Raw genomic sequence first — 18,855 nt, 5'->3', positions numbered from 1 at the left:
CGGGCGAGGGCTCGTCAAAAAAGCGCTTCTTTGCAAGCCGGGTGCCGGTCTGCCGGAATCCGGGCGGAGGCTTTAGCCGCGGCGCGACAGCGCCAAAAAGAAAACAGCCCGCGGGGCATCCCGCGGGCAAGAAAAAGCGCCGTCTGGGGCAGCGCGTCGTCGTGAAGCGACTGCTACTGATCGAGCTGGAACTCCTTGGTCACTTCCTTGCGGCGCCAGTTCTCCACGAAGAAGGACAGGAACGGGATGGTGCCGGCCAGCGCGGTGACGACCCACTTCGCTGGCTCCCAGCGCGCCTTGGTGCCCAGGTTCAAGGTGGCGACCAGGTACAGCATGTAGAAGAAGCCGTGGACCTGGCCGATGTAGCGGGCCCAGGTCGGGATGTCCATGTGCAGGCCGTAGTCGAGAATCATGCGGGTAACCAGCACGAGGAGCCACACACCGGTGACCCATGCCGCGATGGAGAACAGCCTTAAGGCCTGGGCAACGCGGCGCTTGCGCTCTGGGTGAATGGTGTTCGAGTTAGTCATATTCATCCTTGAAAACTAGTTGTTCTCCCCGCGATGACGGCGCGGCTGAAACTGTTGGTTGAATTCCTCAACGCTCATGGTGGGGCGTTCGGGCATGAAGTCGGCGTCGATCTCCTCGGGGCCGGACTTCTTCACCGGCGCGACGTAGGTGGTCGGCTCGGCAGGCTCGCCGTCGGCGGAGATCCCGTGCTCCTGGTCGTACTTGTCGTTCTCGTACTCGAGGATCTTCTTGTAGGCGAAGACGAAGAAGGCCCCGAAGAACGGCCACTGGAAGGCGTAGCCTAGGTTCTGGAACGTGCCCGAGCCGGAGCGGAACCTCGTCCATTGCCACCACGCGAGGCCCAACGTCGCCGCGACGAGGACGATGAGGAACAACACGTGCCACACGCGGACTTTGAAGTGTCGGCCCTTCGACGCTGGACGCGGGGTATCAGGTTGGGAACTCACAAGGGGATACTCTACCTTGTTCCAACCAAAGTTTGAGGACCGTGCCCTCAAAAAGGCGCGTTAACCGCACCCCGATTGGGGATTTGGCAAAAACGCGCGGGCACCCCTTATACTGTGAATTCGTGCATCGGGTGCGTCTCGCACCACGAATGCTTTGCGCCTGTGGCGGAATTGGCAGACGCGCTGGATTTAGGTTCCAGTGTCTTTTGACGTGGGAGTTCAAGTCTCCCCAGGCGCACAAAAAGCGGCCGGTCCTCGATGCGGGGGCCGGCCGCTTCGGCGATTGGGGGAGTGGGCTACTCGCAGGCGACGCCGTCGTTGTCGCGGTCGAGGGCGGCTCGGTAGCCGGGGGACCCAGCGTACAGGGGAGCGGCGCCGGCGGCGCGGGCGGCGGCGCAGTTGGCGTAGTAGGCCGACTGCGCGGGGGCCTCCTGCGCGGGCACCGCCGCGGGGGCCACCGGGGCGACGAAGTTCTGCTGCACGGGGGCGGGTGTAACGGCTGGGACGTCGGCGTGGGCGTCGGCCGCTGGGAGGTCGGCGACTACGGCCTCGCCGGTGGCCGGGATCGTGGGCGTGGGCTCGGCGGAGGACGTCGTCGCGCGCGTGGTCGTGCTTGAGGCCGTGCTCGTGGTTTTGCTCGCCGTCTTGCTGGCAGTTGGCGCGGCGCTGGTCGAGGTTACCGTGGCCGTGTCGCTGGCAGGCTCAACGGTGGGCTCGGGGTCGGGGGCGGCGGCCCCTCCCGCGACGAAGAGCGCCGCCGCCACGGCCGAGATCATGCCCCAGTGGCGCTTGAGTCGGGGGCCGGTCGGGTTGCGTCTCACGGCGCGCTCGTGCAGGAACCACCACCCGGCGGGCACGATGAGGGCCAGGCCGAACAGCACGCTGTCGAGGGAGATCCCCGCGGCGAACATGACGAGCAGTCCGAGGACAAGGGCGATCCAGGCGAGGATCTGACGGAAAAACGGGCTCTTATACTGTCCCGAGCTCACGCTCATGGCGAGTTCCTTTCTTGCGCGGCGGCGCGAGGGGGATGCCGCGGCTCAGTTTTCTTCTTACCCTGAGCAGGCGTTGAAAAGGAAACTCACCACCCGATGGTGGCTGCTGCTTGTCGACGCCAAGGTTCGCGGCCTTTGGCCGTCGACAAGCGACAGCGCTAGCAGCTGCGGTCTTGGGGGAAAATGTCGCAGAACTGGGGCAGGCGCAGGTTGTTGATGAAGTCGAGCGCTGGGTTGGAGGAGCTGGCGCTGGACAGGCAGCCCTGGGGGTCGGTGACGAAGGTGGTGGTCCCGGGGCAGCGGATGGCGCCCTCGCCCGCGGCGGCTTGGGCCTTCATGAGGGTGGCGCAGTCCTCGGTGTACGCGGTGGTGCCGTCGTTGTAGAAGGTGGTGCCGATCGCGTGGATCGAGGGGACGCCGCAGCCCATGACGGTGTGGTCGCCGGTGATGTGGGCGACGGGCTCGGCGGCGGCGATGGTGATGGCGGTGCCCGTGACCCGCGTGGACGTATCGGCGCTGACGGTGGCGGTGGGGGAGGAGACGCCGCTGGGGGTCGCCTCGGTGGCGGTCTCGTTGACGGTGACTGCGAGCGGGGTGACCTGCTGGGTGGAGCAGGCGGAAAGCAGAAGCGCGGCGCCGAGGACGCCAACAACGCCGAAGGTGTGGCGCATATAAGAGTTCCTATACATGAGGCGTGAGGAAATAAGAAAACGTTAAGGAGAATCTTAGCTTAAAACATCTAAAATTGTTTGTCATGAGCATCTCCTGCGATTTCGACGAATATGTGGCCGCGAAGAAGATTTCTGTCCGGGCGGACGCGGAAGAGGCGGGGCCGTGCGAGATCTTCGAGACGCCTGCGGGGGAGAATGGGGCGCAGGATCTCGAGGCCGTGAAACAGGCCGTCGAAGAGGCTTTGCGCAGCTCCTAGGCGTTTTTGCCAATATTGCCAACATCGTCATAGCGGGCATCAATTGAGATTTATGACACGCCGGGGTACTCGAAAGATGACAAAACCCTCACCTTTTATGGCATATTAGGTGGGCAAAACTTTTTGGGTGTCGTGGCACGCGTGTGCGTGCCGTGGCATCGACGCACCTTGCCCGCCGCGGGCAGGGACGCGCGAATGCGGGAGGGACCAAAGCCTTTTTGGTTCGCCACCCACACGGCAAGAACGTCAACACGACAACGAACAAGTCAAACAGGAGTATTTTCCGGTGACCGAACACAGCATGCAGGCTGCGCGTGGCACAGACCGCCTCGTCGCTTCTTTCGGCGAAGAGCCTTTCGCCCTCGTCTTCGCGGGACAGGGCTTTGATTGGCTGAAGACCCTGCGCACGGCGACCGCCCGCGGGGCGGCACGCACCGTGACCCCGATCGTCGAACAGGCCGCGAGCCTTCTCGCCCCCGTCGCTGACGAGCTGGCGGGCACCCGCCCCTTCGGCTTCGACCCGATGGCCTGGGCCAACGCAGAGGACGCCCGGATCGACACGACCCAGGCGGCCGTGAGCGTGCCGGGCATCCTCGTCTCCCAGCTGGCCGTCCTCGACCAGCTCGAGTCCCAGGGCCTCGACCTCGAGTCCGCTGCCACCGCCATCGGCCACTCCCAGGGCTGCCTGGGTGTCACCGCGCTCAAGGACCTCACCCGCGCCGCCGAGGTGCTCGCCGTGGCGCAGCTCATCGGCGCCGCCATCACCCGCCGCGCCCGCCAGACCGGGCTCGTCGCCCAGGGCGAGGCCATGCCGATGATCTCCATCGACGGGATCACCCGCGAGCAGCTGGAGCAGGCCATCGCCAAGGCCTGCGCGGACGTCGACGCCGACGTGCGCCCGGTCGTCGGCCTGCGCAACGGCCGCACCGGCTACGTGCTCGTCGGCCGCCCGGACGACAACCAGAAGGTCATCCAGCTGCTGGGCAAGCTGGCAGCCAAGGACGCCAAGGCCATCGAGAACAAGGAGCGCGGCGGCAAGGCGTTCGCGCCGGTCGTCAACCCGCTCCCGGTCCAGGTCGGCTTCCACCACCCGGCCATGCAGGCTGGCGTCGAGCAGGTCGTGGAGTGGGCGAAGACCGTCGGCCTCGACGCCGACCTCGCGCGCGCCAACGCCCAGGACGTCATGGTCACCGAGACCAACTGGCCGGGCGACGTCGCCTCCGCGCTCGAGTCCGGTGCCAAGTGGCTGCTCGACGTCGGCCCCGATACCGGCGTGGTCTCGCTGACCGAGCCGCTCATCGCGGGCCGCGGCGCCGTCCCCCTGGCCGTCTCCACCGACGCCGGACAGGCCGCCCTCTTCGACGCGGGCGAGGCCCCCGTCCTGCCCGAGTCCTACGACTCCTTCGCGCCGAAGCTCGTCCGCGAGAACGGCACCGTGCGCGTTGCCACCAAGTTCACCGAGCTCACCGGCCGCAGCCCGATGCTGCTGGCCGGCATGACCCCGACCACCGTCGACCCGGCCATCGTCGCCGCGGCCGCCAACGCCGGCCACTGGGCCGAGCTGGCCGGTGGCGGCCAGGTCACCCCGGAGATCCTCGAGGAGCACCTCGAGCAGCTGAAGTCCCAGCTCAAGCCGGGTGTCAACGCCCAGTTCAACTCCATGTTCCTCGATCCGTACCTGTGGAAGATGCAGATCGGCGGCAAGCGCCTCGTGCCCAAGGCCCGCTCCAACGGCGCCCCGATCGACGGCATCGTCATCACCGCGGGCATCCCGGAGAAGGACGAGGCTGTCGCACTCGTCGAGGAGTTGCGCGCTGGCGGCTTCCCGTGGATCGCCTTCAAGCCGGGCGCGGTCAAGCAGGTCCGCGCCGTGCTGGCGATCGCCAAGGAGGTCCCCGAGACCCCGATCATCATGCACCTCGAGGGCGGCAAGGCCGGTGGCCACCACTCCTGGGAGGACCTGGACGAGCTGCTCATTGCCACCTACGCCATGATCCGCGCCCAGGGCAACGTCGTGCTCTGCGTCGGCGGCGGCATCGGCACCCCGGAGCGCGCGGCCGACTACCTCACCGGTACCTGGGCCAACGCCTACGAGCTGCCGAACATGCCGGTCGACGGCATCCTCATCGGTACCGCCGCCATGGCTACCAAGGAGGCCACCACCTCCGAGTCCGTCAAGCAGCTGCTGGTCGAGACCAAGGGCATCGAGGGCTGGGTCGGCGCCGGCAACGCCGCCGGTGGCATGGCTTCCGGCCGCTCCCAGCTGGGCGCGGACATCCACGAGATCGACAACTCCTTCGCCAAGGCAGGCCGCCTCCTCGACGAGGTCGCGGGCGACGCCGAGGCCGTGGCCGCGCGCCGCGAGGAGATCATCGAGGCCATCTCCAAGACCGCCAAGCCCTACTTCGGCGACCTCGAGGGCATGACCTACCTCGAGTGGCTCAACCGCTACCTCGAGCTGTCCGGCCCTTACAAGGGCGCCTGGACGGACATCAGCTGGTACAAGCGCTTCGTCTCTATGCTCGAGCGCGCCGAGGCCCGCCTCATCGACCAGGATCACGGCGAATTCACCCCGCAGGTCACGCTTTCCGCCGACGAGGACCCCAGCGCAGCCGTCGAGAAGCTTTCTTCGCTTTACGACGCCAAGGTGGCGCTCCACCCGGCCGACCGCGCCTGGTTCCTGGGCCTTGCCCGCACCCCGGGCAAGCCGGTGAACTTCGTGCCGGTCATCGACAAGGACGTGCGCCGCTGGTGGCGTTCCGACTCGCTGTGGCAGTCCCACGACGAGCGTTACGACGCCGACCAGGTCGCCATCATCCCGGGCATCTCCGCCGTCGCCGGAATCACCAAGGCCAACGAGCCGGTCGCCGAGCTGTTCGACCGCTTCAACCAGGCCACCATCGACCGCCTTACCGCCGCCGGTGAGACCCCGGCCGAGCAGCAGCGCGGCGTCGTCTCCCGTGTGCTCGATGCCGCTGGCACCTACTGGGCTGGCCGCAACAGCCTGTCGCTCATCGACCGCTTGGGCAACAAGGGCGCCTGGACCGTCGCCGAGGACGGCGCCTCCGCCGCCCACTCCGCCACCGGCTCCACCCTGCGCGAGGAGGACGCCGAGCACGCCGTGCTCACCGTCCCGCTGGCGGGCTCCACCGCCTTCGGCACCACCACCGACCTCAACATCCGCATCACCCTCCCGGCCGACGCCCCGCACGGCGCCGTCCCGGAGGTCACCCAGGCCGACGCCGAGGCCGCCATGGGCGAGCTCACCCGCGTCGCGGCGGGCGGCACCCTGGGCGAGATCGCCGATGGCCAGGTCACCTGGTCCACCACCATCTCCGCCGAGCAGGTCGCCGACTACACCAACGTCACCGCGGGCTACCTGCCATCCACCATCGCGCCGGCGGGCACCGCCCCCGACGTGCTCGTGGGCAAGGCGTGGCCGGCCATCTTCGCCGCCGTCAAGTCCGCCGTCATCCCGGGCACCGAGTCCGACTCCGTCGTCGAGGGCATGCTCTCCCTCGTCCACCTCGAGCACCACATCACCATGCTCACCGAGCTCGACCTCGCGCTCGCCGAGGGGACCCGCATTGACGTGGCCGCCCGCGCCGAGGAGGTCGCCGACACCGAGATCGGCCGCATCGTGGTCATCCGCGCCGAGCTGAACGCCGACGGCAAGCCGCTGGCCAAGCTGTCCGAGCGCATGGCCATCCGCGGCCGCCGCGGCGACGCCACCGCGCGCACCAACACCTCCGCGCTGCCGACCCACGTCGACGCCCCGCGCTCCTTCCGCGCGCAGGCCACCGTGACCGCTCCGACCTCCATGAAGCCGTTCGCGATCGTCTCCGGCGACCGCAACCCGATCCACGTCTCCGACACCGCCGCCAAGCTGGCTGGCCTGCCGGACGGCGTCATCGTCCACGGCATGTGGACCTCCGCCGTCGCCGAGCTCATCGCCGCTGGCGCCTACTCCGACGAGACCGTGAACACCGCGGCCAACCGCGTGGTCGAGTACACCGCGACGATGCTGGCCCCGGTCCTGCCGGGCCAGGACGTCGAGTTCATCGTCGAGCGCTCCGGCATCGACACCCGCCCGGGCCACGGCGAGGTCCGCGAGGTCACCGCGACCGTCGACGGCCAGCTGGTGCTCACCGCCACCGCCGTCATGGCCGCGCCGACCACCTTCTACGCCTTCCCCGGCCAGGGCATCCAGTCCCAGGGCATGGGCATGGACGCGCGCACCCGCTCCGCGGCCGCCCGCGACGTGTGGGACCGCGCCGACCGCCACACCCGCACCAAGCTGGGCTTCTCGGTCCTCGAGATCGTGCAGAACAACCCGCAGGAGGTCGTGGTCGAAGGCGAGCGCTTCCACCACCCGAAGGGCGTGCTGTTCCTCACCCAGTTCACCCAGGTCGCCATGGCGACCCTGGGCGTGGCCCAGATCGCCGAGATGCGCGAGGCCCACGCGCTCAACCAGCGCGCCTGGTTCGCCGGCCACTCCGTCGGCGAGTACAACGCCCTGGCCGCGTACGCAGCCGTGCTCTCGCTCGAGAACGTCGTGGAGATCGTCTACCGCCGCGGCCTGACCATGCACCGCCTGGTCGAGCGCGACGCCGAGGGCAACTCCAACTACGGCCTGGCCGCGCTGCGCCCGCACAAGATGGGGCTCACGGCCGACAACGTCTTCGACTACGTCGCCGAGGTCGCCAAGCAGTCCGGCGAGTTCCTCGAGATCGTTAACTACAACCTGGCCGGCAAGCAGTACGCCGTCGCCGGCACCACCAAGGGCCTCAAGGCGCTGGCCGCCGACGCCGAGTCCAAGGCTCCGGGCATGCGCGCCTTCATCCAGATCCCGGGCATCGACGTGCCGTTCCACTCCAGCCACCTGCTCGGCGGCGTGGACGCCTTCCGCGAGCACCTCGACTCCCTCATCCCGGCCGACATCGACCTGGATACCCTGGTGGGCCGCTACATCCCGAACCTGGTCGCCCGCCCGTTCGAGCTGACCGAGGACTTCGCGCGCTCCATCCTCGAGGTCGTCGACGCCCCGATCGTCCGCGACATCGTGGACAACTTCGCCGAGCACGCCGCCAACCCGGTCAAGCTGGGCCGCACCCTTTTGGTTGAGCTCCTGGCCTGGCAGTTCGCCTCCCCGGTCCGCTGGATTGAGACCCAGGACCTCCTGCTGCGCAGCGAGGACCAGGGCGGCCTGGGTGCCGAGCGCTTCGTCGAGGTCGGCGTGGGCTCCGCCCCGACCCTGGCGAACATGATGGCCCAGACCGCGGTCATGCCGCAGTACGCTGGCCGCTCCATCGAGATCCTCAACGTCGAGCGCGAGCGCGCCGTCGTCTTCGCTTCCGACGAGTTCGTCCGCGAGGTCGCCGAGGCTCCGGTCGAGGAGGCCGCGGCCGCGCCGGAGAACGTGGCCACCGCGTCCGCCCCGGTCCCGGTCGAGGCAGCCCCGGCGCCCGTCGCCACCGGCGGCCCGCGCCCGGACGACATCGCCTTCACCCCGGGCGATGCCACCGAGATGCTCATCGCCCTGTGGACCAAGGTCCGCCCGGACCAGATGGGCGCCTCCGACTCCATCGAGGCCCTCGTCGAGGGCGTGTCCTCGCGCCGTAACCAGCTGCTGCTGGACCTGGGCGTCGAGTTCGGCCTGGGTGCCATCGACGGCGCCGCCGACGCGGAGCTCAACGACCTCAAGGCCACCGTCACCCGCATGGCCAAGGGCTACTCGGCCTTCGGCCCGGTCCTGTCGGATGCTGCCGCCGATGCCCTGCGCCGCATCACCGGCCCGACCGGCAAGCGCCCCGCCTACATCGCAGAGCGCGTCACCGGCACCTGGGAGCTCGGCCAGGGTTGGGCCGACCACGTGGTCGCCGAGGTCGTCATCGGCGCCCGCGAGGGTGCCTCCCTGCGCGGCGGTGACCTGGCAACGCTTGCCCCGGCCGCACCGTCCAGCGCCTCCGACCTCGACTCGCTCATCGACGCGGCCGTGCAGGCCGTGGCGGCCAAGCGCGGTGTGGCGGTGTCCATGCCGGGCGGCGGCGCCGCGGCCGGTGGGGCAGTGGTTGACTCCGCAGCGCTTGAGGCCGTGACCGGCAAGGAAGGTGTGCTGGCGGCCACCGCCCGCACCATCCTGTCCAACCTGGGCCTCGACGAGCCGGCGAACACCGCCGCCCTCGACGACGCCGACGCCGACGCGGCCCTGTTCGAGCTCGTCTCCCGCGAGCTGGGCTCCGACTGGCCGCGCCAGGTCGCCCCGGGCTTCGACGCAGACAAGGCCGTCCAGATCGACGACCGCTGGGCCTCCGCGCGTGAGGACCTCACCCGCGTGGCTCTCGGCGAGATCGACGCCGCCGACATCGACGTCACCGGCACCGGCGAGGCCGTCGCACGCCAGGCCGAGTACCTAGGCCTTGGCGAGCTCGCCGCCCAGGCGCGCGAGACCGCGGCGCTCGAGTACGCCGGGGACATCGCCGTGGTCACCGGCGCCTCCCCGAACTCGATCGCGGCCGCCGTCCTGGCCAAGCTGCTGGCAGGTGGCGCGACCGTGGTGGCCACCACCTCCTCGCTCTCGCACTCCCGCCTCGAGTACTACAAGCGCCTCTACCGCAAGTCCGCTCGCGGCGCCGCAGCGCTGTGGGTCGTCCCGGCCAACCTCTCCTCCTTCGCGGACCTCGACTCCGTGATCGAGTGGATCGGCAACGAGCAGACCACGACCGTCAACGGCGCGTCCAAGCTGCTCAAGCCCGCCATGAAGCCGACCTTGCTGTTCCCGTTCGCCGCTCCGCGCGTGTCCGGTTCCCTGCAGGAGGTCGGCCCGCAGACCGAGATGCAGATGCGCCTGCTGCTGTGGAGCGTCGAGCGCCTCATCGCTGGCCTTTCCGCGATCGGCACCGACACCCACGTCGGCCAGCGCCTGCACGTGGTGCTCCCGGGCTCCCCGAACCGCGGCCGCTTCGGCGGCGACGGCGCCTACGGCGAGGCCAAGGCCTCCCTCGACGCCCTGGTCAACCGCTGGAACGCGGAGAACAGCTGGAAGCCGAACACCTCGCTGGCACACGTGCTCATCGGCTGGGTGCGCGGCACCGGCCTCATGGGCGGCAACGATCCGCTGGTCGCGGCCGTCGAGGCCGCGGGCGTGACCACCTTCTCCACCGAGGAGATGGCGGCCAACCTGGTCAAGCAGATCGCCCCTGAGGTCCGCGAGGCGGCCGCCACGGCGCCGGTCGTCGCCGACTTCACCGGCGGTCTGGGCGAGAACGACATCAACCTCGCCGAGCTCGCCCGCAACGCCGAGCGCGACGCGGCAGGCCCCGAGGACCTCGAGGCCCCAGCAACCGTCAAGGCGCTGCCGACCCCGTACCGCCCGTTCGTGGAGACCACCCCGGACTTCTCGGGCCAGGTCTCTCAGGACCTCGACGACATGGTCGTCATCGTCGGCGCAGGCGAGCTGGGCCCGTGGGGCAGCGCGCGCACCCGCTTCGACGCCGAGCTCACCGGCGACCTTTCGGCCGCAGGCGTGGCCGAGCTGGCCTGGACGATGGGGCTCATCCACTGGGATAATGACCCGAAGCCGGGCTGGTACGACGCAGACGACGAGGCAGTCGCCGAGGAAGACATCTACGAGCGCTTCCACGACGAGGTTCTCGGCCGCGTCGGCGTGCGCCGCTACCACGACGACTTCGGCATGGTCGACAACCTGGCGCCGGAGCTGACCACCATCTACCTCGACCAGGACCTGTCCTTCAACGTCTCCTCCAAGGAGGCAGCGAAGACCTTCGTCGAGTCCGAGCCGGAGCTGACCACCGCCTTCTTCGACGAGGAGAATGACGAGTGGATCGTCACCCGCAAGGCCGGTTCCGCCGTCCGCGTGCCGCGCCGCATGGCGATGAGCCGCTTCGTCGGCGGCCAGATCCCGGAGGGCTTCGACCCGTCGGTCTACGGCATCCCGGCCGACATGTGCGACAACCTGGACCGCGTTGCGCTGTGGAACATCGTCTGCACCGTGGACGCGTTCCTGTCCTCCGGCTTCAGCCCCGCCGAGCTCCTGGCCGCCATGCACCCGTCCCGCGTGTCCTCCACCCAGGGCACCGGCCTGGGCGGCATGGAGTCCATGCGCTCGCTGTACATCGACGGCATGCTCGGCGAGCCGCGCGCCAACGACATCCTGCAGGAGGCCCTGCCGAACGTCATGGCAGCGCACGTCATGCAGTCCTACGTCGGTGGCTACGGCCAGATGATCCACCCGGTCGCCGCCTGTGCGACCGCCGCGGTCTCCGTCGAGGAGGGCGTGGACAAGATCAAGCTGGGCAAGTCCGACTTCGTGGTCGCCGGCGGCTACGACGACCTGTCGATCGAGGGCATCACCGGCTTCGGCGACATGGCCGCGACCGCTGACTCCAACGAGATGACCGCCAAGGGCATCGAGGATCGCTACTTCTCGCGCGCCAACGACCGTCGCCGCGGCGGCTTCGTTGAGTCCGCCGGTGGCGGCACCGTCCTGCTGTCCCGCGCGTCCTTCGCCGCCGAGATGGGCCTGCCGGTCCTCGGCGTGGTCGGCTTCGCCGAGTCCTTCGCCGACGGCGCGCACACCTCCATCCCGGCCCCTGGCCTGGGTGCCCTGGGTGCTGCCCGCGGCGGCGTGAAGTCTCGCCTGGCCAAGCAGCTGGCGAAGGTGGGCGTGAGCGCGGATGACATCGCGATCATCTCCAAGCACGACACCTCCACCAACGCCAACGACCCGAACGAGTCCGACCTGCACGAGCGCATCGCTCACGCGATCGGCCGCGCGGACGGCAACCCGCTGTACGTCATCTCCCAGAAGACGCTGACCGGCCACGCCAAGGGCGGCGCCGCGGCCTTCCAGATGATCGGCCTCACGCAGGTCCTGCGCTCCGGCCAGGTCCCGGCCAACCGCAGCCTCGACTGCGTGGATCCGGTGCTGGCCAAGCACGAGCACCTCGTGTGGCTGCGCGAGCCGCTGGACCTGTCGGCCAAGGCCCCGAAGGCTGGCCTGGTCACCTCGCTAGGCTTCGGCCACGTCTCCGCTCTGGTCGCCGTGGTTCACCCGGCAGCCTTCGCCGAGGCCGTCGCCAAGGAGAACGGCGAGGAAGCACTTGCGGCCTGGCGCGAGCGCGCCGAGGCTCGTGAGGCCGCGGGTCTGCATCGCATCCTCGAGGGAATGCACGGCGGTGCCGCGCTGTTCGAGCGCCCGGTCGACCGCAACCTCGGCGCCACCGGCAACGCCGCCAAGGAGCGCGAGGCAGCGGTGCTGCTCGACGAGAACGCCCGCCTCGTCGACGGCGTGCTGCACCCGGCAAGTAAGAGCTAGCGCGCACTAAAGCCCGGCTCCCCCAACCAGAAATGGCGAGGGGAGCCGGGCTTTGGCGTGTCTAGAAGCTAGGCCGGGCGCGGTGACGCGTCGGCAAGCGAAATGCTAGTGCAGAGTGGAACCCTGTATGCGGGGGTCGACGCGCATGACCGCGAGCAGCGAGATGAGCGACATCACCGCGATGTAGAGGCCGATCGAGAGCGAGTTGCCGGTCTTGTTCAGCAGCATCTGCGCGATCATCGGTGCGAAGGCGCCTCCCAAGACCGATCCGATGGCGTATCCGATGGAGACACCGGACAGGCGGATTTTGGCAGGGAACATCTCCGCGTAGAGGGCGGCCTGGGGGCCATAGGTGGCGCCCATGAGCAGGCCGAGGACGATGACGGAGATGCTAAACAGCCAGAAGTTGGCGGTGTCGATGAGCATCCAGGTGGGAATCGCCCAGGCGATCATGCCGATGTAGCCCCACACGAAGGTGCGCACGCGACCGAAGCGGTCGGAGAACCCACCGAAGTAGAGGGTGCCGATGATCCACGAGATGGCGCCGAGCGCGGTGATCGCCAGCACTTGTGAGCGCGGCATGCCCAAGACCTTCGCGCCGTAGGAGGAGAAGAAGGCGATGGCCAGGTAGCCCGCGGCGTTGATACCCGCGAAGATGAGGGCGGCCTTGATGACTAGGCCGGTATAGTTCTTGAACAGGACGCTCAGCGGGGCGGAGGACTCCTTCTTCAGCTCCTGGAGCTCGGAGAAGACCGGGGACTCCTCGACGAGGCGGCGGATGTACATGCCGATGCCGATCATGATGATGCTGGAGACGAACGGAATGCGCCAGCCCCAGGCGTCGAACTGCTCGGGGGTCAGCACCGAGGTCAAGATGAGGATGAAGATGGTGGCCAGCAGCATGCCGGCTGGGACGCCCACCTGCGGGTAAGCACCGAAGTAACCACGGCGGTGGGTGGGGGCGTGCTCGACGGACAGCAACGCCGCGCCGCCCCACTCGCCGCCAGCAGAGAAGCCCTGGATCACGCGGAGGAGGACCAGGAAGATCGGGGCGGCAAGCCCGATCTGCTCGTAGGTGGGCAGAAGGCCCATGCACACGGTGGCGCCGCCCATGCCGAACAGCGTGAGGACGAGGACCTTCTTGCGCCCGAACTTATCGCCCAGGTGACCAGCGGCGATGGCGCCGAGCGGGCGGAACAGGAAGCTGATGCCCAGCGAGGCCCACGCAACGACCTGGGCGAGCGCGGGGCTCTCGTTGTTGGCGGGGTTGAAGTATTGCGCCGCGAAGATGAGGCCCGCGGCTTGGGCGTAGATGAAAAAGTCAAACCACTCGATGGTGGTTCCTACCATTGACCCAGCGAGAACGCGTCGGTGCTCTCGAGTCAAAGGGGTCGGTTGTTGTACTTGTACAGACACAAGTGGCTCCTTTGGCTACAGATGTTTCGTTGGGGCGCGACGGGCCGACGCTGGCTTGAGCGAGGCCCGTCGCGCGAGTTCACGGTCGTTTCCCGGCCTGAAAAAGAGCGAAGCGGGAAGCACAAACCGTGAGGTAGACCCGGCGAACGCTGTGGAGGGGATGGTCGCCGTATTCCTTGGGGTAGAGACGAAAGGGTCCCGCTTGCTGGTAAAGCTAAGGGGGACCCCTCGTGCGCGAGCTAGTCGCGCGGGCGGTTGTCGACGAGGCGCTTGGCCTTGCCCTCGCCGCAGTCGACCGCGTCGAGGACCTCGACACCGACGGAGATGCCGATGCGGTTCTTGATCTGCTTGACGAGGTTCGCCTGGGCGTCGGCGCGCTGAGAGGAGCTGGTGCCGTGGGCGGCCTCGACCTTGAGGGTGAGCGCATCCATGCGACCCTTGCGGTCCAGCACGCACTGGAAGCGCGGGCGCAGGGTGGTGTCCTCGAGGATGAGCTCCTCGAACTGGCTCGGGAAGCAGTTCACGCCGCGCAGGATGATCATGTCGTCGTTGCGGTTATGGATTCGCTCGATGCGGCGCATGGAGCGGGCTGTACCCGGCAACAGGCGGGTCATGTCGTGAGTGCGGTAGCGGATGACCGGGAAGGCCTCCTTGGTGAGCGGGGTGATGACCAGCTCCCCGTACTCGCCGTCCGGAACCGGCTGCATCGTCTCCGGGTCGACGATCTCGGGATAGAAGTGGTCCTCCCAGATGGTGAGACCGTCCTTGGTCTCGACGCACTCCTGCGCCACGCCCGGACCCATGATCTCCGACAGTCCGTAGATGTCGGTCGCGTCGATGCCGAGGCTGGTCTCCAGCTCGCGGCGCATGCCCTCGGTCCACGGCTCGGCGCCGAAGATGCCGATGCGGATGCTGGTGTCGCGGGGGTCCATGCCCTCGCGGCGCATGCGGTCGACGAGGGTGAGCATGTACGAGGGCGTGCCTAGGATCGCGTCCGGCTTGAAGTCCCGGATGATCTGAACCTGGCGCTCCGTCATGCCACCAGAGGTGGGAATGGCCGTTGCACCGAGCTTCTCGACGCCATAGTGGGCGCCCAAACCGCCCGTGAACAGCCCGTATCCAAAGGTCACCTGCACCTTGTCGCCCGCTCGGATGCCGCCAGCGCGCAGCGAGCGGGCGACAAGGTCGGCCCAGGTTTCGATGTCGCAGCGGGTGTAGCCGACCACGGTGGGAAGCCCGGTTGTGCCGGAGGAGGCGTGGATGCGGGCGAGGTGTTGGTGATTGACCGCGAACATGCCGAACGGGTACTCCGCACGAAGGTCCTTCTTCTCCGTGAAGGGGAACTTCGCGATGTCGGCGAGCTCCTTGAAATCGTCGGGGTGGACGCCCATGTCGTCGAAGACGCGGCGGTAGTGGGGCACGTTGACGTACGCATGGCGAAGGGTGTTCTTCATGCGCGCGGTCTGCAGCGCGGTGATCTCATCGCGCGAGGCAAACTCGATTCCAGTCTCGGGGCCGTGGTGATGAGAAACGATGTCGAAACGAGAGTTCATGGGCGTGGCTTACTCCTTGAGGTTGCGTGAGACGCGGCCTGGTCTGGCTCGCGCCGCCGTGGGTGTGGCGGCGGGTGCCTAGCCGATCCGATGAGGGATCGACCGCGTCGATTGCGGCTCTTTTAATGAGATATTCCAGTGCTACTGTGTGCTCTTCCGGGAGATTGCGAGTCAGTAAGTCGGAGGAAAAGGAAGCAAGCCTTCTGGAAGGTGAGTGAGGCAAAACTGGACCGGAAACGCGCCGTGGTCATCGCGCGAGAAGGCGGTGCCTGCGCGGTGAGGAGCGATTTCCGAACAGCAACCGAACGATCGGTCAGTTACTGTTCGGACAAGAATAGCAATGATTTGTGACCCAGCACACCATTGCGGCCTTAACGTGATTTTGCGGGGGGATCTGTGAATGAATTCGCATCCGGTAATCCGAGGTTGCGGCCGGAATTATCATTCAGGAAACCGCTACCCCCAAGGATTTGCGCTTCGCAATGTTTACACGGCTGCGGGGGACGGGTCGCCGCCGCGACCCGATTCGTGGGTGGGGGCTAGTGAGCGGATCCCCTCGAAGGCGATGGCCTCGATTGTCGTGGCCAGCTCCTCGGGGGTGAGCGGGCCGCTCGGACGGTACCACTCGGTGAGCGAGTTGATGGAGCCGAATAGGAGGCGGCCCAGGACCTGGGGTGCTAGGTCGTCGCGGACGGTTCCCTCCTTCTGGGCGGCGATGACCACCTCAATGAGGAAGTTGGTGAACTCGCGTCGCCGCTGCATGGCGGCGAGCTCTACCGGGGAGTTCCCGCGCAGGCGTAGTAGGAGCGCGACGTAGGGGGTTTCGGAACATAGCGTCACCGTCGTGCCGCGCACCAGCCGGCGAAGCTGGGTAATGGCGGGCTCTTTGGCTTCATCGAGGCCTTCCCCGGACTGGTCGATGACCTGCTCGAGGGCGTTGAGGGCCCGGTTGATGGCCTCCTCGAGAAGCTCTTCCTTCGTGGTGATGTGGTGGTAGATGGCGGATTTGCTGATGCCCAGCTTTTGGGCCAGGAGCCCCATCGAGGTTGCGTCGTAACCGTGGTCGATGAAGACCTCTACCGCGGTAGAGATGACCTCGTCGCGAGAGTATCCGGGGCGGCCCCGGTGGGTGGTTCTTCCGGTGGGAGGGGTCATGCGGTTCCTTTCGCTGCCATAAGGGGGAGCTGAAACGTGACTTTAGCCTAATGGTGAAGCACGCCACCAGCTGGCGCATCACCGCGCCGCGGGGGGAGTTTTTGAGGTGCGGGTCACAGATTCTGTTGACGAGTTCTAGATCACACGATAAACTGACCGAACAGTCGGTAAGTAAATCGGGCTCTGGCACACGTCACGGCCCACAAAGGAAAAGGCCCCACGGCGAAGGCGCCTGCGAACGCCACGCCCCGTCCCGCGGATGATCCGAGGGAATGCACGACGTCCACAACCACTTAGGAGCTTTCATGAGTTCGCTTCCCGTCGACGATGTCCAAGGACAGCAGTACTTCGACAAGATCATCGCGGAGGATTCCCGCATCGAGCCCAGCGACTGGATGCCCGCGGGCTACCGCAAGACGCTGACCCGCCAGGTCTCCCAGCACGCGCACTCCGAGATCATCGGCATGCAGCCCGAGGCCAACTGGATCACCCGCGCGCCCTCGCTCAAGCGCAAGGCCATCCTCATGGCCAAGGTCCAGGACGAGGCGGGCCACGGCCTCTACCTCTACTCGGCCGCCGAGACCCTTGGCACCAGCCGCGACGAGCTCGTCGACCAGCTCTTGGTCGGCCGCGCCAAGTACTCCTCCATCTTCAACTACCCGGCGCGCACCTGGGCGGACATCGGGGCCATCGGCTGGCTGGTCGACGGCGCCGCCATTGCCAACCAAGTCCCGCTGTGCCGCGCCTCTTATGGCCCGTACGCCCGATCCATGGTGCGCATCTGCAAGGAAGAGTCCTTCCACCAGCGCCAGGGATGGGAGATCCTCTACGAGCTCTCCCACGGCACCCCGGCGCAGAAGCAGATGGCGCAGGAGGCCATCAACCGCTTTTACGGCCCGGCCCTGCAGATGTTTGGCCCGCCGGACGCGGACTCCCCGAACTCCCAGCAGTCGATGGCCTGGAACATCAAGCGCTTCACCAATGACGAGCTACGCCAGCGCTTCGTGGACATGATCGTCCCGCAGGCGGAGGCGCTCGGCCTGCACTTCGAGGATCCCGACCTCAAGTGGAACGAGGGGCGCGGCCACTACGACTACGGCGAGTTGGACTGGGATGAGTTCAAGTCCGTCATCGCCGGCGAGGGCCCCTGCAACGTCCAGCGCATGCAGCGCCGCCGCCAGGCCTTCGAGGAGGGTGCGTGGGTCCGCGAGGCGGCCGCCGCCTACGCCGAGAAGTGCGAGCGCATCGACCCGAACCTCATCAGCGCCTAAAACGCTTTCGCCTCCACTATTCCGCGGTTTAAAGCCATGGCCGTCGATAAGCACGGCACAAAGCGCCGCGACCATGCAAGAAGCGCCGCGCACAGACCAGAAAAGGAAGAAAAATGACCGACAACCAGTGGCCACTGTGGGAAGCATTCGTTCGCTCCTCCCGCGGCCTGTCCCACGTCCACGCCGGATCCCTGCACGCGCCCGACGCCACGATGGCCCTGCGTAACGCGCGTGACCTCTACACTCGCCGCAACGAGGGCTCGTCGGTGTGGGTCGTCGAGTCCGACGCCATCACCGCCTCCGACCCGGACTCCAAGGGCGGCTTCTTCGAGTCGGCCCAGGGCAAGGCCTACCGCCACGCCACCTACTACACCAAGAGCGAGGGAGTGAAGCACCTGTGAGCATCACGACCACCGACTCCGCGACCAAGCAGTCGCAGGGCAACGCGATCACCCCGGAGGACGTGCAGAACGCGTCCGTTGTCGCCAGCGAGGCCGTAGCGCGTTACGCTCTTTCGCTTGCCGACGACGCGCTCATCCTGGCTCAGCGCCTCGGCCAGTGGGTCTCCCGCGCACCCGAGATGGAGGAGGACATCGCGCTGACCAACATCGCCCTCGACCTCGTGGGGCATGCGCGCTTCTTCTACTCCTACGCTGGCACCGCCTGGGGCAAGACCGAGGACGACCTGGCCTACTTCCGCGACGAGGAGGAGTTCCTCAGCGCGCGCATCGTCGAGCAGGACAACGGCGATTTCGGTCAGACCATCGCCCGCCAGCTCATCTTCAGCTACTACCAGCACGGCCTCTACACCGCGATGCTCGACTCCTCCGACGAGACCCTCCGCGCGGTCGCGGCCAAGGCGCTCAAGGAGGTCGAGTACCACGTCGACCACGCCAGCCAGTGGCTCCTGCGCCTGGGCTTGGGCACCGAGGAGTCCAACCGGCGTATGCAGGCGGGCCTCGACTTCATGTGGGCCTACATGAATGAGCTCTTCGAGGATCTGGAGCTGCACGAGGATCCGGCGGCCGTGAAGCCGTCAACCTTGCGCGAGACCTGCCTTGCCCAGCTCACTCACATCATCGAGCGCGCCGGGCTCAAGGTCCCGGAGACCAAGCAGGCCCGCAGCGGCCAGCGCACCGGGTGCTTTAGCGAACACCGCGGCTACATCCTCACCGAGATGCAGGTGCTGGCCCGCCGGCACCCCGGCGCCACGTGGTGATCGC

General features: G+C 67.6%; 12 protein-coding genes and 1 tRNA gene. 6 read left to right on the top strand and 7 right to left on the bottom strand.

Translation table 11 applies throughout. The features are described from left to right. Window positions 1-173 precede the first annotated feature (173 nt). Together B843_RS10610 and B843_RS10605 are read right to left on the bottom strand one after the other, a co-directional pair. Entirely contained in the window at window positions 174-530 is a 357-nt protein-coding gene (locus B843_RS10610; protein ID WP_025253478.1) for a DUF3817 domain-containing protein, read from the bottom strand. A 15-nt stretch (window positions 531-545) separates the two neighbouring features. Continuing rightward, complete coding sequence (locus B843_RS10605; protein WP_034651517.1) at window positions 546-977, bottom strand: hypothetical protein; 432 nt, start codon at window positions 975-977, stop codon at window positions 546-548. A 156-nt stretch (window positions 978-1,133) separates the two neighbouring features. Between B843_RS10605 and B843_RS10600 the strand changes: the two genes are divergently transcribed. Beyond that, window positions 1,134-1,215: transfer RNA gene (locus B843_RS10600), tRNA-Leu, on the top strand. 58 nt (window positions 1,216-1,273) lie between these two features. On the opposite strand, the gene B843_RS14125 is transcribed toward B843_RS10600, so the two are convergent. Both B843_RS14125 and B843_RS10590 read right to left on the bottom strand, forming a co-directional pair. Then, window positions 1,274-1,966: an excalibur calcium-binding domain-containing protein gene (locus B843_RS14125; protein WP_244877325.1), complete on the bottom strand. Its 693-nt coding sequence runs from the start codon at window positions 1,964-1,966 to the stop codon at window positions 1,274-1,276. A gap of 164 nt (window positions 1,967-2,130) precedes the next feature. Further along, window positions 2,131-2,643: a hypothetical protein gene (locus tag B843_RS10590; protein WP_025253475.1), complete on the bottom strand. Its 513-nt coding sequence runs from the start codon at window positions 2,641-2,643 to the stop codon at window positions 2,131-2,133. An 83-nt stretch (window positions 2,644-2,726) separates the two neighbouring features. Between B843_RS10590 and B843_RS13860 the strand changes: the two genes are divergently transcribed. Together B843_RS13860 and B843_RS10585 are read left to right on the top strand one after the other, a co-directional pair. Further along, complete coding sequence (locus B843_RS13860) at window positions 2,727-2,900, top strand: hypothetical protein (RefSeq protein WP_155895150.1); 174 nt, start codon at window positions 2,727-2,729, stop codon at window positions 2,898-2,900. A 286-nt stretch (window positions 2,901-3,186) separates the two neighbouring features. Then, window positions 3,187-12,237, top strand: a complete 9,051-nt coding sequence (locus B843_RS10585; RefSeq protein ID WP_025253474.1) for a type I polyketide synthase — start codon at window positions 3,187-3,189, stop codon at window positions 12,235-12,237. A gap of 105 nt (window positions 12,238-12,342) precedes the next feature. On the opposite strand, the gene B843_RS10580 is transcribed toward B843_RS10585, so the two are convergent. The 3 genes from B843_RS10580 to B843_RS10570 form a co-directional block, all read right to left on the bottom strand. Further along, on the bottom strand, window positions 12,343-13,653 hold the full coding sequence (locus tag B843_RS10580) for an MFS transporter (RefSeq protein ID WP_038595474.1): 1,311 nt from the start codon (window positions 13,651-13,653) through the stop codon (window positions 12,343-12,345). 239 nt (window positions 13,654-13,892) lie between these two features. Further along, entirely contained in the window at window positions 13,893-15,206 is a 1,314-nt protein-coding gene (locus tag B843_RS10575; RefSeq protein WP_025253472.1) for an AMP-binding protein, read from the bottom strand. Between the two features lie 486 nt (window positions 15,207-15,692). Further along, a complete protein-coding gene (locus tag B843_RS10570; RefSeq protein WP_025253471.1) occupies window positions 15,693-16,361 on the bottom strand; it encodes a TetR/AcrR family transcriptional regulator in 669 nt (222 codons plus the stop codon). A gap of 305 nt (window positions 16,362-16,666) precedes the next feature. On the opposite strand from B843_RS10570, the gene paaA reads away from it, so the two are divergent. The 3 genes from paaA (at window position 16,667) to paaC (ending at window position 18,851) form a co-directional block, all read left to right on the top strand. Next, window positions 16,667-17,632, top strand: a complete 966-nt coding sequence (gene paaA, locus B843_RS10565; protein WP_025253470.1) for a 1,2-phenylacetyl-CoA epoxidase subunit PaaA — start codon at window positions 16,667-16,669, stop codon at window positions 17,630-17,632. 113 nt (window positions 17,633-17,745) lie between these two features. Beyond that, window positions 17,746-18,033, top strand: coding sequence for a 1,2-phenylacetyl-CoA epoxidase subunit PaaB (gene paaB / locus B843_RS10560; protein ID WP_025253469.1), 288 nt, complete (start codon window positions 17,746-17,748; stop codon window positions 18,031-18,033). Then, window positions 18,030-18,851 carry a 1,2-phenylacetyl-CoA epoxidase subunit PaaC gene (gene paaC, locus B843_RS10555; protein WP_025253468.1) on the top strand — a complete coding sequence of 274 codons (822 nt, stop codon included), beginning with the start codon at window positions 18,030-18,032 and terminating at the stop codon, window positions 18,849-18,851. Before paaB ends, paaC begins: the two co-directional genes overlap by 4 nt. Window positions 18,852-18,855: the final 4 nt, after the last annotated feature.

This window comes from Corynebacterium vitaeruminis DSM 20294 (genome assembly GCF_000550805.1).
GTDB lineage: Bacteria > Actinomycetota > Actinomycetes > Mycobacteriales > Mycobacteriaceae > Corynebacterium > Corynebacterium vitaeruminis.
The sequence above is the reverse complement of the archived record's forward strand: the minus strand, read 5'-3'. Positions and strand labels throughout refer to the sequence as shown.